Raw genomic sequence first — 13,853 nt, 5'->3', positions numbered from 1 at the left:
GACAAAAATGAAAAGCAGGAAATTTTATACCTGCCTTTCTGATTGGCTTTATGCCGCTTTATCTAGCTCGAACGCATCATGCAGCGCTTGCACAGCGAGTTCCATATACTTGCGATCAACAAGAACTGAGATTTTGATCTCGGAGGTCGCGATAACTTTGATGTTAACGCCTTCATCGCTGAGGGTCTTGAACATCTTCGCCGCTACGCCTGACTGGCTACGCATGCCAATGCCAACAGCGGAAATTTTAGCGACTTCGGTATCAGCGATCAGATCGTGGAAGTTGATCTCGCCTGATGCTTTTGCATCTTCCATTGCTTTTTCCGCGCGTTTCACTTGATCGGTTGGGCAAGAGAACGTCATGTCGGTGCGGCCGTCTTCGGCGATGTTCTGGATGATCATATCCACATTCACGCCTGCGTCGGACAAGGGGCCAAAAATAGCGGCAGCGATTCCCGGACGGTCAGCGACAGAAACGAGGGTCATTTTTGCTTCATCGCGGCTATAGGCGATGCCTGAAACGACGTTAGATTCCATGATTTCCTCCTCGGCGCAGACCAATGTGCCTGCGTCATCTGATTGTTCTTCGAACGAGCTGAGAACCCGCAATTTCACTTTATTCCGCATCGCCAATTCAACCGAGCGGGTTTGCAAAACCTTTGCGCCCAAGCTGGCAAGTTCGAGCATTTCCTCAAAGGCGATCTTGTCGAGCTTGCGCGCTTTGTCGGTGATACGTGGATCCGTCGTATAAACACCGTCTACGTCAGTATAAATGTCGCAGCGCTCTGCTTCAAAGGCAGCAGCAAAGGCAACTGCGGTCGTATCCGAGCCGCCGCGTCCGAGCGTTGTGATGCGCCCTTCTGGGCTAATTCCTTGAAAACCAGCAACAACAGCAACGCGCATACCTTCTGCAAACTTTGCGTTGATGTTTTCGTTTGGAATTTCTTCGATCCGCGCCGCAGAATGTGCTGAGGTGGTTTTCACCGGAACCTGCCAGCCTTGCCAGCTGCGTGCGGGGATGTCCATTTCTTGCAACGTAAGGGCCATCAAACCAGCTGTGACGTTTTCGCCAGAGCTAACAATCGCATCATATTCACGCGCATCGTAAAGCGGGGATGTTTCGTTCACCCAGCCTACCAGCTCATTGGTTTTGCCAGACATCGCAGAGACAATGACGATAACGTCATAGCCTTTGGCGACTTCAACACCGACGCGCTTTGCCGCGCGTTTGATCCGGTCGAGGTTCGCGACGGAAGTTCCGCCGAATTTCATCACTAGAACGGGCATGCTCGCGTCCTTGTTGGGAAAGGTTGGCAAGCGTTTACGGCTCACACGCCCTAAGGGCAAGGGGGGTGCAGTGTCGCGGTTGTGTTCCTTCTAAAAAGGAATTGTCGCGCCGTCGTAATTCTCAAAAACCCCTGTGTGGTTCGGGGTTAGAAGATCAAATCGCGCGATCAAGCCCCTAGCAGACGTCGCAACATCAATGTCGGCTTCTTTGCCGCCCATATCTGTCTGAACCCAACCAGGGTGATAGGCACCAACTGCTATATTTTTAGGACCTAATTCAATCGCGAGATTGCGGGCAAGGTTGACAGCGGCCGCCTTGGAGGCGCGATAGATAAAGGCGTTGCCGCCTGCACGCTCGGAGGATCCCATTTGCGATGCAACAATTGCGATCTTCGGCGCGGCGCTGCGCTCTAATGCAGGCAGCAAGGCTTGGATCGTTAAGAAAACGCCCGTGACATTGACCGCAAATGTGTCTGCCCAAAGCTGTGACTCGTACCCGCCTTGCAGCACATGCCCTTTGTCGAGGTAGACGCCCGCATTGCATATCAGTAAATCCAGCGGCCCTGATTGGGCTTGAGCAAAGCGCGCAATCTGCTCTGGGTCACTAACGTCGAGCGTTGCGCCCGTGCTGCCATCGCGTGAGGTCGCAACAACTTGATCGCCGCGCGCACGCAATTGCGCGCTCATCTCGGCACCAATGCCGCGATTGGCTCCTGTCAGGATAATTTCCATTAATTGTCTTTCCCACTTGGACGAAACGGGAGCGGCAGGACCGGAACACCGTCTTCTAACAACTTGCGCGCGTCATCTAGTTTGGCTTCCCCGTAGATTGGCTTTTCGGGGGAATCGCCCTCATGCATCGCGCGGGCTTGGTTCGCGAAGTCAGCGCCTACATATTCGCTGCTGCTTTCGACTTTTTTCCGCATTTCTGCGATCATCTTCTCTTCCGGACTCGCGGGTGTTGTCAGCGCACCAGCTTGCACGCTTTCGCAAGGTTTTTCAGGCGCCTTACTGACAGTTCTCGCAGGGCGCACCGCGGGCGCCATTAGTATTTTCTGAATGTCCAAGCTGCCGCAAACAGCGCAGGTCACCATGTTTGCGGAATTGAGTTTGTCAAAAGCCGGAGCCGATTGAAACCAGCTGTCAAACTGATGTCCTTCGGAACATTTAAGAGCATATTTGATCATACGTTCAATGTAATCTCGATTGAGAAGGATAGTCGACTTAAAAGTCTATTTAGCAATCTGCTTAGGATCGAAAGTGCGTATTATGAATGCCAATTCTGGATCAGTGACACGTTTCGCAGCAGCTGCGCGACTAAACCACTTTCGTTTCCTTTGTTTCGCTTCACGATAGCTCTTGTGCATTTTTTTGACTTTGAGCGGATAAACCAATGCAACGCAAGGCAAAGCTCGGCTTGGTCCATATCTTTTGGTATAAGAAAAAGCGCCGATACTGGCATTAAACACTTTCCCTTCTACGCCAGCTTCTTCCATGGCTTCAACCGCCGCGCTTTGAGACGGAGGCAGTCCATCTTGCGGCCAGCCTTTTGGGATAATCCAGCGCCGGGAACGGCGGCTGGTCACCAGTAGGATTTCAAGCTTACCTTTTCGTCGGCGAAAACAGAGCGCGGCAAATTGAGTGCGCAATCCCGTCTTTTTCGCGCCGAGCATATCGATAGCTAAATGCGGGAGGTCTAAAGTTTGATTGTCTGACATATATTTGGTCGTTCTTAGCGCGAACGTTCTTTGTTTTTGCGTTTCTGCTTCGATTTAGGTTTCTTCATATTATCAGGTCTTTGCCAAAGCATCTAGCGCATCTAGCACCGGTGTGACGTTCTGGGTCGCAGCCAAAGCTTTGCGCGCGTTTGCGCGCATTGTTTCCGCGTTTGTTTTCGATTGCAGCTCGATTAACGCAGCGCAGATTTCTTGCTCCGTTTCGCAAAGCTTTGCGCCCTTAGCGTTTTGTAGATTCGCATAAGGTTCTGCGAAGTTCTCTAAAAAGGGGCCATGCAGCAGCGCGCAATCGTAATATGCTGGCTCGTAGGGGGTATGGCCGCCCTTAGCGATGAGCGAACCTGCGACAAAGCAAACGCCCGATGCCTCATACCATTTGCCCATTTCTCCCAAAGTATCAGCGAGAAAAACATCGAATGTGCCTTCAAGGTCATGCCCTTCACTGCGTTGAAGGGTTTTCAAATCCAGAGATTTTGCAATCTTTAGAATATCCGGTGCGCGCTTGGGGTGGCGGGGGGCCAAGATCATTTGAAGTCCAGAAATGTGTTTTTGCGCTTCAGCTGCGGTACGCAATAGCACTTCATCTTCGCCTTCGTGTGTAGATGCGGCGAGCCAAAATAGGCGGCGCTGCTCATGATCCAACGCCCTGCTGCTGTCGCCGTGATAGAGCGATTTCAACGCTATTTGGGGGCAAAACGCCGCTTGCGATGCACCGAGATCTCGTAACCGTTTTTCCGAACTATCATCCTGCGCGCTAATGAGATCAAAACTGGAGAACATTTGCGCGGCAAGACGAGAGAAACGCGACCAACTGTTGGCGCTTTTTTGGGAAATACGGCCACCAACCAATGCGAGCGGAATATTCAGCTTGCGTGCGCATAGAATTCGATTGGGCCAGTGATCTGCCTCAAGCAAAATGAACTTTTGCAAATCCATTCGCGTCATTATCCCGCGATACCTGTGGCGCAAATCAAGTGGAGCCAGACGCGCATCTGTCCGTGGCAGCCCCCAGCTAAGGACCATTTTTCTGGCGCTTATTGTATTGCAAGTGATCAAGAGCGTTGATGATGGATCGCGCTCGGCCAGTTCTGCGATTATTGGGCGGGCTGCTGTTAGTTCGCCATTAGATGCGCCATGAATCCAGACTACCGCGCCGCGGGGCAGGTTTCGCCACATCCCTAGACGCTGGAGCAAATCGATAAACCGTTCTTGCTTGCGTAAAACGCGCACGCTTAGCGCCAGTATGATCAAGGGCGTAAGAAGTGATAGGAGAAGGCGGTAGAACAGCATTTTTGGCGGTGCCTTGGCGATATTTTGTCCGCTCAGCCCTAGCGCGCAGGTTCAAAACGCGCAAGCGGTGCTTGCAGGTTCTCGCCGCTTTCGAGATAGTCGCGACATGGGTGGAATGCGTCATTTTATTAGCCTTGGGATTGCTTTGCTTGCATTGGCGCTGCCTTTGCGCGCCGAGCCAGTGGTGATTTTTGCGGCGTCCAGTCTCAAAACAGTTCTTGACGAGGTGATTGAAGAAAAAGACCTCGATGCCGTGGCCGTATATGGAGGGAGCGCCGCCCTCGCGCGCCAGATCGCACAGGGCGCTGAGGCGGATGTTATCATCTTGGCGCATAAGGATTGGATGAATTGGTTAGATGCAGAGGGTGTTCTTGCATCCGCTAGTCGCTGCGACGTCGCTGGAAATGCGCTGGTGCTTGCGGGGGCAAACACAGCGCCTGATCTAGACGTTTTGAGCGAAGTGGATGTGCTAAATGTGCTGAAGGGGGGGCGATTGGCTGTCGGGCAATTGCGCTCTGTACCTGCCGGGCAATACACCGCTGCGTATTTGGAAGGGCAAGGTTGGCTTGCGGCGTTGAGGCCGCATTTGGCGGAGGCTTCGAATGTGAGATTGGCCTTGGCCCTTGTTGCGCGACAAGAAGCGCCTTTGGGGTTTGTCTATGCCAGCGATGTTGTGGCAGAGCCGCGGGTGCGCCGTGTCTTTACACCAAAGCAAAGTGACTATCCGCTGATCCGTTATCCGAGTGCACTTGCGAAAGATGCGCGCGACGGCGCCGAAATTGCCTTGCAAACAATCGCAAATTCCCATGCAATTTTCTCTCGAAATGGGTTTCTTCAGATTTCTCAAGACGATGAAAGCCGCTGCCGATGATATTTTCGACTGCGGAAATGGCGATTGTTGCTTTGTCCCTCAAAGTCGCATTCACCGCGACGCTGGTTTCGCTTCCCTTTGCTATTGCGATGGCTTGGGCGTTGGCGCGTGGGCGTTTCATCGGCAAGCCGCTTTTGAACATTCTCATCCATTTACCACTAGTGATGCCACCCGTTGTGACCGGCTACGCCCTTTTGGCGCTATTTGGGAAACAGGGACCCATCGGAGAGGCGCTAGACGCGATCTTTGGCATAAGCATTGCATTTCGCTGGACTGGGGCGGCTCTGGCCGCCGCGATAATGGGATTCCCGCTTATGGTCCGTGCGATCCGTTTGGGTTTGGACGCGGTAGACCGAGGGCTTGAAGATGCGGCCGCAACGCTCGGGGCGTCGCGCTGGGCAGTGTTTTGGCATGTGACTTTGCCGTTGATTTCGCCCGGTCTCTTGGCGGGGGCAGTGCTTGGATTTGCCAAAGCAATGGGAGAATTCGGCGCGACAATCACGTTCGTGGCCTCAATTCCGGGGGAAACCGAAACACTCCCGTCTGCGATTTATACTTTGCTTCAAGTTCCTGGCGGTGAAGACGCGGCGCTGCGTTTGATTGTGCTGTCCGTTGTCGTTTCGATTGCGGCTTTGGCATTGTCCGAAATCTTTGCGCGCCGCGCCGCGCGTAAGGTTGCAGGGTTATGAGCTTGCGCCTTGATATTACTCAGGATTTGGGGGCCTTTAACCTTAAGGCTCAGATGAATGCCGGCGCTGGCACGACAGTTCTTTTCGGCCACTCCGGCAGCGGCAAAACCAGTTTGGTAAACGCGATTGCGGGTCTGAGCACGCCTAATGAGGGCCGAATTACCTTGGGCGATAGCGTGCTGTTTGATCACGCGCGCGGGATCAACCTGCCGCCTTTCAAACGGCGGATCGGCTATGTCTTCCAAGATGCGCGTCTGTTTCCGCATCTTACAGTCGCGCGGAACCTAGATTTCGGCGCACGATTTGCCCGCAATCCGCCGAGCGAACCTCAGCGTCGCCGCTTGATAGACGTTCTCGGAATCGAAGCGTTGCTGAAACGTCGGCCAGGTGGGTTGTCAGGCGGGGAAAAGCAAAGAGTGGCCTTGGGGCGCGCATTGCTCAGCGATCCGCAATTGCTGCTGCTCGACGAACCGCTTGCCGCGCTAGACCAAAGCCGCAAACAGGAAATCTTGCCCTATCTGGAGCGCCTGCGCGCAGAAGGGGGCCCTGCGATGATCTACGTCACCCATGATATGTCTGAGATTGTTCGCCTCGCGGATACATTGGTTGTGCTTCGCGGCGGGCGCTGCGTGACGCAGGGGTTGGCGGAGGACGTTTTGGCCGATCCATCGAACGTTAAGTTGATTGGCGTACAAGATGCAGGCGCGCTTCTGAGCGGCGTGATTGATCATCACGCGCAAGATGGATTGAGCGCGATTCGTTTGAGCAACGGCTTTTTGCATGTGCCCAAGATTGATGCGGAAGTCGGTAAGAAAGTGCGCCTGCGCATCCGGGCACAGGATGTGATTCTGTCACTTGCCTCGCCGCAAGGGCTATCGACCCAAAACGCGCTAGAGGTTCAGATCACCGAAATTCATCATGGAGAAGGGCCAAGCGTCGCGATTGCGCTTCGTGCGGGATCTGATCGTTTGCTTGCGCGCATTTCTGCGCGTGCCCTTGCGCAAATGGAGCTGCGCAAAGGGCAGAAAATCTGGGCCATATTGAAGGCAAATGCAGTTCCAACATCGGCAATTTCACAGAGCTAAAAGTGATCTATGAAAAGGATCGAAAATTTCCGACGAAACTTGTGTCTTTCTAACTTGACGAGGCATTTGCAGTCCAGTATTCCGCGCCGTGTTGGCGATGTAGCTCAGTTGGTTAGAGCAGCGGAATCATAATCCGCGTGTCCGGGGTTCAAATCCCTGCATCGCCACCACCATCCTTCTCAATTCCGTTTTTCGAACAAAACAGACGCCCGTTACGCGTTTGCGTCGTCCAAGAGGCGCCCGTGTTTACGGCTTTCGGCCAAAAGTTTGCCCAAGGTATCGAACCCCCGCGCTTCCAGCATCGGAAGTAGAGCGCACATGACCTGTGCCGTGGCGATAGCATCCCCGAGAGCCGTGTGTCGTAGGCGTGGCTCGATTGTAATGTTTAAACGCTCGCACAGAGCGTCCAGAGTGTGTTCTTCGCTTTGACCAAAGGTGATAGCTGACAAAAGAACGGTGTCGAGGATCGGGTTTGTCCACTCGACACCTGTTTGCTTCGCGTGTCTGCGCAAAAACGCCATATCAAACGGCGCATTGTGTGCCATGATGACAGAGCCACTCGCGAACGTGTGAAAGTCCCGCGCGGCCTCGGTAATGGGCGGCGCGCCGCGCACCATCGCATCGCTGATGCCATGTATTTTGGTCGAGGTGGCGGGAATCGGCATGTCAGGATCAACAAGCGTGTTGATGACTTCCCCATCTATGAGTTTACCGTTCACGATGCGAACCGCACCGATTTGCACGATCTCGTCCTTATGCGGGAGCAGGCCTGTTGTTTCCGTATCAAAAACGGTGAATGTCAACTTCTGAAGCGGCTTGTCTTGCAACGTTCCGTCACCAAGATCATCCAGAAGATCAAAATCGTAAACGAGCGCGCGCGCGTTTTCCTCGCTCAAATGTACGCTGTTTTCGAGCACGAGCATATAGCCTTTGGCCTCGCCCAAAGGCTGGATAACTGCATCAAATTCACAATCACCGTTTACCCCAAGCGCCTTAAAACGTTCGTTTTTCCCCGATTTGATCATCTGTTTGTGGGCTAAGCGCAGAGATGTTTCATCCAAGTAGTCAAAAATTGACGAATGCAGACGCGGTTGTGCGATCTGCTTGAGCGCATTCGCAGATTGGCTGTCATAAAGAACGATTTTATGCACTTCGCTCACCATGATCATTGCGACAGGGATATCGCTCAGCAAAGCCTCTAGTCGTTCGCGCTCCGAAGCGAGCTTTTCCGTCGCAAGCGCAACGCTTTGCGCAGTTTGATATGTTCCTTTGGCAAGCCCATCGGTGACAGCTTCTGCGGCGGGGGCAAGATCACCCAAGAAGCGCGATGCTTTTTTGTCCAGCTCGCCTTCTACGCCGCCATGGGCCCGCACGCGCATTTGCGCTGCGAGACGTTCGATTGGTTTGGCGACGTTTTCGTCAAACAAAAGCCAAACGCCCGCGCTTAGGCCCAAAATACCAAAGCCTGAAATCACGCCAGCTTGGATGAAACCTGCGCTGCCGCCGCCTTTGTTATAGCCTTGCCATAAAGCCAAGCAGGTGATGGCCAGAGCACCCAAAGCAAGCGCTGCGAAAAAGAGAAAGATTCGAAGTCGAAGGCTTAGGGAAGTGAGCACGTTTTACACCTTTGCGCAGGCTGCTTTTTGGACAGGATCATTGGCGGGGGGCGAAAACCACGCGGCGGTTTCCACTTGCCCATCAGCGCTAAATTCAGCGCCTTCAATAAGGGCGGCTTGACGACCATTGGCACAGTCAAACACCATCGGAACTTTTTGGATTGCGGACCAACGCGCAAAGAGCAGCAAGTCCAACAGCTTCATGTCGGGCTGGGCTTCGTGCTCTCGCAGAGACAACTGATCGAGCGCTGCAAATTTGTCCGTATAGGGTTTCACATAGGTCCAAGGGCGCATCAGCCCCTTTTTTTCAAAACTGGTGACCATTTCCACGCCATCAGGCAATCCAGCTTGCGTGCGTTCGAACCAACTGTATTCATTGGAAATCGTTGCGCCAATCATGGCAATGCCAGCGGCAACGGGCATCATCCACTTTGGGATGCGGCCACCAACAAGGCGGTTGAGCAGCATTACAACGCCTGCCATTGCAACACCTGCAAAGATAACGCCGATAAGTTCCAAAAACATTCTATTCTCCTAGGGCATCGACGCTCGTTAGAGCATGCCGCGCCCGTGGCCTATGGCCGATTGCATGGTTTTTATCACAACAAAGGCGTCGCGTAGATGACTTCGATCAAAGTCAGGCAACGCGTTTGGTGCAAGGAAATTGTCTGGCGCAACGCCCGCTTTGACTTGGTTGGCTTGGTGTTCAAGCCGCGTCTGAGCGATGAAGTCGTAGGCGGCCAAAAGATCGGCGCCACCTGTGGTGCTTAAAACGCCAGCAGATTGCGCCGCAACAAGGCGCGCGCGCGTGTTTGCTTGGATGAGCTTGCCTTGCAACGCATAAACGCGGCCAAGATCCACGACCGGAACCACGCCGTTGTGCTTCATGTCGATTTGGTTCTTGTGCGCAGGGTCTTTCACTGTGGTTAGCCCGCCAAACAGCCCAAGGGGCGGTGTGTGGCCAAGTGAGTTGGCAATCATATGCCCGACAAAAATCGAATTTTTCGCAGCTTTGTCGAGCGTTGCGTTTTGCAAGTTCTCAAACAGGCTTTGCTCACCGCCGATAGGGCGTAGATCGAACATGACCGAGGCCAGCATCTGGGCCTCTTTGTCAGGCGTTTCGATCCAGCGGTCAAAATAACCCTTCCACACGGCCAGCGGTTGGCGCCATCTGTCGGCGCTGGCCATCATATCACCGGGGCAGTAGATATAGCCGCAGGTGTCCAGTCCATCGCACACGAAGTTCGCAAGGGCTTTGAAATAGGTGTCATCCTCGGGCTTCATATCGTCGTGGATAATCAAGCAATTGTCTTGGTCCGAAACGCCGGTTTGTTCTTGGCGCCCTTGACTGCCGCAGGCGAGCCAAAGATAGGGCACGGGCGGCGCACCCAGTTTCAGTTCTGCCAAAGCAAGCAGGCGGCGCGTTGCAGCATCGGCAATGTCGGTGATCAAGCGCGTTACGACTTCGTGACTTGTTCCCGTCGTGACCAGCTGCATCAACAATTGGGGAATGCGTGACGTAACGAGCGCCATGTCTTCGGCTGTATCGGCACCCGCGATTTCCGCGACGATTTCACCAGACGTCACAGCTTGAACGCGGGTCAGATCGGTCTGCGTGACGATGCCTACCAGCTTGCCTGCCTCAACGATCGGTACGTGACCGATGTGCTTCTCCATCATTAGATGAAGAACATCCGACCCAATGGCCGAGGGCGGCAAAGACATCGGGTCTTGCGTCATAATCTCGGCGACAGGTGTTTCAGGATCGCGTGCGTCTGCTAGGATTTTGCTTGTAAGATCGCGATTGGTAAGAATGCCTTTCAACTCACCATCGTTTTCAACACAAAGCGCCGAAACACCCGTATCACGCATTTGGCTTGCGGCCTGTTGCGCGCTTGTTCCTGTTGCGCAGGAAATAGCGGGGGATGACATTAGGCTATCTACGCGCTGCGTTGCGAGCGTTTGCTTGGTGGCTTGAACAGGGCGCGAGCGATCAAAAAAACGGCGCACCGCATCACTTGTGCTTTGCAGGGTTTGAAAGGCATGGGCGGGCAGGGTCAGTAAAACTGTATCAGATTGCGTGCGCGCGGATGTTCCCGCAATGCCGCCGCGCATCAACGCGCGTTCACCAAACGAGTTTCGCGAGGTTAGTTGCGATAAAGGTGCGCCGGTATCGTCGGAGACCGCAACGTTGCCGCTATAAATGATGTAGAGCGCATCCATCGTATCGCCGAGCGCGTAGATGACCTGATCCTTGGGAATTTCTAGTGATGTGATTTGATCTGCGAGCGCCCCGCGCTCTGCTGGATCAAGACTGTCATAGGGATGCACGGTTTGCAGGAATTCTGCGACGGTTTCAGTGCTGAGTGCCATATCAGGCTTCCTCTATGTAGGGGTTCTGCCCCCGAAGTATATTCGGAGGCAGAGTGTTTTATAAGCCTTGGGCTTAGTGGTCCGTTGCCGCACCTGCGCCGCGTGGAACACGAACGCTTTCGACCAAGTCTTTGATCTCTTGTGGTGTGTCTTCTGTTGCGTTGGATACAAAGTATGCCACTGCAAAGTTGATCATCGCACCAATCGCACCGAAGGAGGTGGATTTGATGGACAGCAGAAGAGGATCTGCATCTGTGAACGTGTTTGTTCCTGGGATGAAGAACCAACCTTTGTGCAAGAAGATGTAGATCAGCGTAACCACGAGACCTGAAACCATACCTGCAACTGCGCCCTTGTTGTTGATGCGCTTAGAGAAGATGCCCATCATCAATGCAGGGAACAAAGATGCCGCCGCGAGACCAAAGGCCAGAGCAACAGTTTGCGCCGCAAAGCCTGGAGGGTTCAGACCCAAGTAAGTCGCGATCACAATTGCAACAGCCATGGAAAGACGCGCTGTCAGAAGCTCGTTTTTCTCAGACATATTCGGTGTCAGCTGACCTTTGAACAAGTCGTGTGACACAGAAGATGAAATCGCCAGAAGCAAACCAGCCGCTGTGGACAGAGCCGCCGCAAGGCCACCCGCCGCAACCAGAGCAATAACCCAGCCCGGAAGCTGTGCAATCTCAGGGTTGGCCAGAACAAGGATGTCGCGGTTCACGCTCAGCTCAGAACCTTTCCAACCATTCGCTTCAGCTGTTGCTGCGAATTTGTCGGACTTGTCGTTGTAGAACTGAATGCGGCCGTCGCCATTTTTGTCTTCGAACTTCAGCAAACCGGTAACTTCCCAGTTTTTCATCCATGTTGGACGTGCTTCATATTCGATTGGCTCTTCAGTGATGCCGTTGTTGTAGACTGTGTCGATGATGTTCAAACGCGCCATCGCACCAACCGCAGGGGCTGTGAGATAAAGCAGAGCGATGAAGACCAATGCCCAACCTGCAGACCAACGTGCGTCAGACACCTTAGGAACGGTGAAGAAGCGCATGATGACGTGTGGCAGACCCGCTGTACCGATCATCAGGGACAGTGTGAACAGAACCATGTTCAATGTGTCCTGGTGGTGACCCGTGTAGGATGCAAAGCCGAGATCTTGGACAACTGCGTCAAGCTTTTCCAGCAGGTAGAGGCCAGAAGCTTCGCCGCCTGGCTGGTACTCAGAGAAGAGACCAAGACCCGGGATCGGGTTACCTGTCAGCTGCAAAGAGATGAAGATCGCAGGGATTGTGTAGGCCATGATCAATACGCAGTACTGAGCAACCTGAGTGTATGTCACACCCTTCATGCCGCCAAGAACAGCGTAAGCAAAAACCACACAAGCACCGATCAACAGACCAGCAGTGTTGGAAACTTCCAAGAAGCGAGAGAAGGCAACGCCAACACCCGTCATCTGACCGATAACGTAAGTTACGGACGCAACGATCAAGCAGATAACCGCAACAAGACGTGCAGTCGGGCTGTAGAAGCGATCGCCGATGAACTCAGGCACGGTGAACTTGCCGAACTTACGCAGGTAAGGCGCAAGAAGCAGAGCAAGCAGAACGTAACCACCTGTCCAACCCATCAGGAAGGAAGAGTTGTCATAGCCGGTGAAAGCGATAAGGCCAGCCATCGAAATGAAAGACGCCGCTGACATCCAGTCAGCCGCAGTCGCCATGCCGTTGGTGACAGGATGAACGCCGCGACCTGCAGCGTAAAATTCAGATGTGGAACCCGCACGGGCCCAGATCGCGATGCCGATGTAGAGCGCAAAAGACGCGCCAACAAACAGCAGGTTTAGTGTATACTGATCCATTGATGTCAGCCCTTATTGCTCGTCAACGCCGTGTTCAGCGTCAAGTTTGTTCATGCGCCACGCGTAGAAAAAGATGATCGCCAAAAAGACGAGAATCGATCCCTGTTGTGCGAACCAAAAACCAAGGTCCGTACCACCGACAGAAATGCCGGACAGCATGGGGCGCAGCAAAATGCCAAACCCGAATGACACCACAGCCCAGATAACTAGGCTCCAGCGAATAATGCGCACATTGGCACTCCAATATGCATTGTTGGATGAGTTGTCGGCCATAAGCCTTCCTCCCTCTTGTCCCGTTTCCCTCAACAGGGGCAAATGCCCCTGCGTCTCCCTTTGCTACTTAAGCGATCGCTTTTGCGACGAGTGTAGCCAAGTCCTTTGAGATGCGAGCGATATCGCCCATTGCATCAATTGTTTTCAGCGCACCCTTACCGTCGTAGTAGGTAATCAGCGGCGCTGTTTGCGCGTGATATGCTTCAAGTCGTTGACCGACTGTTTCGGCATTGTCATCTGCGCGGCGCTTCATATCTGTGCTGCCACACTTGTCGCAAGTGTTTGTTTTGGCAGTTGGCTTAAAGCTGTCGTGATAGCCCTCGCCGCAACCGCCGCAGGTGAAGCGACCAGAAATACGTGTGACCATTTCAGCGTCATCAACCTCTAGGCTGACAGCTGCGTTGATCTTTTGACCTGTTTCCGCGAGCAATGTGTCAAGCGCTTCGGCTTGAACGGTTGTGCGTGGAAAGCCATCAAGGATGACGCCTTTGGCGCAGTCATCCTCTTTCAAACGATCGCGCAGGATGTTGATGACGATCTCGTCAGAAACCAAATCGCCAGCTTCCATCACGGCTTTCGCTGCTTTACCCGCATCTGTGCCAGCGGCAACCGCTGCGCGCAGCAAATCGCCCGTGCTCAGTTGAACGAGGCCAAATTGCTCTTCCAGAACACGTGCTTGCGTGCCTTTGCCGGCCCCGGGGGGGCCAAGCAAAATGAGAACGGGCGCCGTTGTTGGTGTGCTTGTTCCGTCCATGGATCAAGCACCCGCTCTGTTTTTGAT

14 protein-coding genes and 1 tRNA gene are annotated in these 13,853 nt (G+C 53.6%); 4 read left to right on the top strand and 11 right to left on the bottom strand.

Going from position 1 to position 13,853, the window contains the following annotated elements:
• Positions 1–48: 48 nt before the first annotated feature.
• From ACRBCU_RS13130 to ACRBCU_RS13110, 5 genes are all read right to left on the bottom strand, one after another.
• Positions 49–1,287 (bottom strand): aspartate kinase, encoded by a 1,239-nt coding sequence (locus ACRBCU_RS13130; protein WP_431365842.1) that lies wholly within the window; start codon positions 1,285–1,287, stop codon positions 49–51.
• A gap of 90 nt (positions 1,288–1,377) precedes the next feature.
• A complete protein-coding gene (locus ACRBCU_RS13125; RefSeq protein WP_431365841.1) occupies positions 1,378–2,019 on the bottom strand; it encodes an SDR family oxidoreductase in 642 nt (213 codons plus the stop codon).
• Positions 2,019–2,474, bottom strand: a complete 456-nt coding sequence (locus tag ACRBCU_RS13120; RefSeq protein ID WP_431365840.1) for a DUF1178 family protein — start codon at positions 2,472–2,474, stop codon at positions 2,019–2,021. Before ACRBCU_RS13120 ends, ACRBCU_RS13125 begins: the two co-directional genes overlap by 1 nt.
• A gap of 45 nt (positions 2,475–2,519) precedes the next feature.
• On the bottom strand, positions 2,520–3,005 hold the full coding sequence (locus ACRBCU_RS13115; RefSeq protein ID WP_431365839.1) for an NUDIX hydrolase: 486 nt from the start codon (positions 3,003–3,005) through the stop codon (positions 2,520–2,522).
• Between the two features lie 72 nt (positions 3,006–3,077).
• Positions 3,078–4,313: a 3-deoxy-D-manno-octulosonic acid transferase gene (locus tag ACRBCU_RS13110; RefSeq protein WP_431365838.1), complete on the bottom strand. Its 1,236-nt coding sequence runs from the start codon at positions 4,311–4,313 to the stop codon at positions 3,078–3,080.
• 13 nt (positions 4,314–4,326) lie between these two features.
• Between ACRBCU_RS13110 and modA the strand changes: the two genes are divergently transcribed.
• The 4 genes from modA (at position 4,327) to ACRBCU_RS13090 (ending at position 7,128) form a co-directional block, all read left to right on the top strand.
• Positions 4,327–5,184, top strand: coding sequence for a molybdate ABC transporter substrate-binding protein (gene modA, locus ACRBCU_RS13105; protein WP_431365837.1), 858 nt, complete (start codon positions 4,327–4,329; stop codon positions 5,182–5,184).
• Positions 5,181–5,873, top strand: a complete 693-nt coding sequence (gene modB / locus ACRBCU_RS13100; RefSeq protein ID WP_431365836.1) for a molybdate ABC transporter permease subunit — start codon at positions 5,181–5,183, stop codon at positions 5,871–5,873. Before modA ends, modB begins: the two co-directional genes overlap by 4 nt.
• Positions 5,870–6,958, top strand: coding sequence for a molybdenum ABC transporter ATP-binding protein (gene modC, locus ACRBCU_RS13095; RefSeq protein ID WP_431365835.1), 1,089 nt, complete (start codon positions 5,870–5,872; stop codon positions 6,956–6,958). Before modB ends, modC begins: the two co-directional genes overlap by 4 nt.
• 93 nt (positions 6,959–7,051) lie before the next feature.
• Positions 7,052–7,128 (top strand) — tRNA-Met (locus ACRBCU_RS13090).
• A gap of 42 nt (positions 7,129–7,170) precedes the next feature.
• On the opposite strand, the gene ACRBCU_RS13085 is transcribed toward ACRBCU_RS13090, so the two are convergent.
• The 6 genes from ACRBCU_RS13085 to ACRBCU_RS13060 all read right to left on the bottom strand — a co-directional run bounded on the left by ACRBCU_RS13085 (position 7,171) and on the right by ACRBCU_RS13060 (position 13,826).
• Complete coding sequence (locus ACRBCU_RS13085; protein WP_431365834.1) at positions 7,171–8,574, bottom strand: exonuclease domain-containing protein; 1,404 nt, start codon at positions 8,572–8,574, stop codon at positions 7,171–7,173.
• 3 nt (positions 8,575–8,577) lie between these two features.
• Entirely contained in the window at positions 8,578–9,099 is a 522-nt protein-coding gene (locus ACRBCU_RS13080; protein ID WP_431365833.1) for a hypothetical protein, read from the bottom strand.
• A 27-nt stretch (positions 9,100–9,126) separates the two neighbouring features.
• The gene (locus ACRBCU_RS13075) at positions 9,127–10,947 is read right to left on the bottom strand and encodes a DUF294 nucleotidyltransferase-like domain-containing protein (protein WP_431365832.1); all 1,821 of its coding nucleotides are present in this window, start codon (positions 10,945–10,947) and stop codon (positions 9,127–9,129) included.
• A 73-nt stretch (positions 10,948–11,020) separates the two neighbouring features.
• Positions 11,021–12,799 carry a sodium:solute symporter family protein gene (locus tag ACRBCU_RS13070; protein WP_431365831.1) on the bottom strand — a complete coding sequence of 593 codons (1,779 nt, stop codon included), beginning with the start codon at positions 12,797–12,799 and terminating at the stop codon, positions 11,021–11,023.
• Positions 12,800–12,811: 12 nt separating this feature from the next.
• Complete coding sequence (locus tag ACRBCU_RS13065) at positions 12,812–13,072, bottom strand: DUF4212 domain-containing protein (protein ID WP_431365830.1); 261 nt, start codon at positions 13,070–13,072, stop codon at positions 12,812–12,814.
• A 67-nt stretch (positions 13,073–13,139) separates the two neighbouring features.
• A complete protein-coding gene (locus ACRBCU_RS13060; RefSeq protein ID WP_431365829.1) occupies positions 13,140–13,826 on the bottom strand; it encodes an adenylate kinase in 687 nt (228 codons plus the stop codon).
• Positions 13,827–13,853 lie beyond the last annotated feature (27 nt).

The organism is Planktotalea sp. (genome assembly GCF_050633725.1).
GTDB lineage: Bacteria > Pseudomonadota > Alphaproteobacteria > Rhodobacterales > Rhodobacteraceae > Planktotalea.
Note: the sequence above shows the minus strand (reverse complement) of the source record. Positions and strands in the feature narration are given on the sequence as shown.

Excerpts from the sequence above, each read along its gene's own strand:
- modC (WP_431365835.1), top strand. The coding sequence starts at position 5,870 with ATGAGCTTGCGCCTTGATATTACTCAGGATTTGGGGGCCTTTAACCTT.
- ACRBCU_RS13060 (WP_431365829.1), bottom strand. The coding sequence starts at position 13,826 with ATGGACGGAACAAGCACACCAACAACGGCGCCCGTTCTCATTTTGCTT.
- ACRBCU_RS13075 (WP_431365832.1), bottom strand. The coding sequence starts at position 10,947 with ATGGCACTCAGCACTGAAACCGTCGCAGAATTCCTGCAAACCGTGCAT.
- ACRBCU_RS13125 (WP_431365841.1), bottom strand. The coding sequence starts at position 2,019 with ATGGAAATTATCCTGACAGGAGCCAATCGCGGCATTGGTGCCGAGATG.
- ACRBCU_RS13130 (WP_431365842.1), bottom strand. The coding sequence starts at position 1,287 with ATGCCCGTTCTAGTGATGAAATTCGGCGGAACTTCCGTCGCGAACCTC.
- ACRBCU_RS13115 (WP_431365839.1), bottom strand. The coding sequence starts at position 3,005 with ATGTCAGACAATCAAACTTTAGACCTCCCGCATTTAGCTATCGATATG.
- ACRBCU_RS13080 (WP_431365833.1), bottom strand. The coding sequence starts at position 9,099 with ATGTTTTTGGAACTTATCGGCGTTATCTTTGCAGGTGTTGCAATGGCA.
- ACRBCU_RS13120 (WP_431365840.1), bottom strand. The coding sequence starts at position 2,474 with ATGATCAAATATGCTCTTAAATGTTCCGAAGGACATCAGTTTGACAGC.
- modB (WP_431365836.1), top strand. The coding sequence starts at position 5,181 with ATGATATTTTCGACTGCGGAAATGGCGATTGTTGCTTTGTCCCTCAAA.
- ACRBCU_RS13065 (WP_431365830.1), bottom strand. The coding sequence starts at position 13,072 with ATGGCCGACAACTCATCCAACAATGCATATTGGAGTGCCAATGTGCGC.
- ACRBCU_RS13070 (WP_431365831.1), bottom strand. The coding sequence starts at position 12,799 with ATGGATCAGTATACACTAAACCTGCTGTTTGTTGGCGCGTCTTTTGCG.
- ACRBCU_RS13110 (WP_431365838.1), bottom strand. The coding sequence starts at position 4,313 with ATGCTGTTCTACCGCCTTCTCCTATCACTTCTTACGCCCTTGATCATA.